The sequence below is a fragment of the Desulfosarcina cetonica JCM 12296 genome (genome assembly GCF_001311845.1).
Classification (GTDB): Bacteria; Desulfobacterota; Desulfobacteria; order Desulfobacterales; family Desulfosarcinaceae; genus Desulfosarcina; species Desulfosarcina cetonica.
The window spans coordinates 1-525 of the sequence record NZ_BBCC01000555.1 but is presented as its reverse complement, the minus strand read 5'-3'; the positions used below and the strand labels follow the sequence as shown (position 1 = coordinate 525).

Sequence of the window (525 nt, the reverse complement as noted above, 5' to 3'; positions counted from 1 at the left end):
AACGCCTTGCTCACCGGAGAGGGCCGCTTTTTGGCCCGAATCCGGTGGAGCAAAAGGTTAGCCACCAAAAGCCTCTCGGGACTTCGTAAATAGATGGAGGTAAGGCATGCCAACCTCAATCAGACGACTAATTGCATTTTCAACTTGTGGCACAACCCTCGCTTGCGCCACCTCTTGCGAGATCGGTTGCATCTTTGCCTGAATTTGTTCCACTCCAAGGGCAGGCTCAAACGATTCAATAACCCACCATGTATCTTGGTCAGTCCAAAGCTGTGGTAGCCTTGTTAAGTACTCTTTTTGATCAAACTCGCTTCTATCTTGCGACGGCCAAATATTTGATGGGATCATACTTAGTTCTGGGTATCTTCCAAATACCGACCAGCCGATCAGAACCGTAAATTCATCATAGTCCTTTGGACTTGGACACAATACTACCCAACATTTAGATCCATCACTATTTAATTTGCTGAACGCTCTTTCCCCTGGCGCAAGATAAATTGACTTAACTTTCTCCTCTTCGAACTC

The 525-nt window shown here is 46.3% G+C and carries 1 protein-coding gene; it reads right to left on the bottom strand.

Translation table 11 applies throughout. From position 1 onward, the window contains the following. Positions 1-57 precede the first annotated feature (57 nt). Positions 58-525 (bottom strand): hypothetical protein (locus JCM12296_RS40925; protein ID WP_172684305.1); only part of this gene is annotated, 468 nt, incomplete at its 5' end.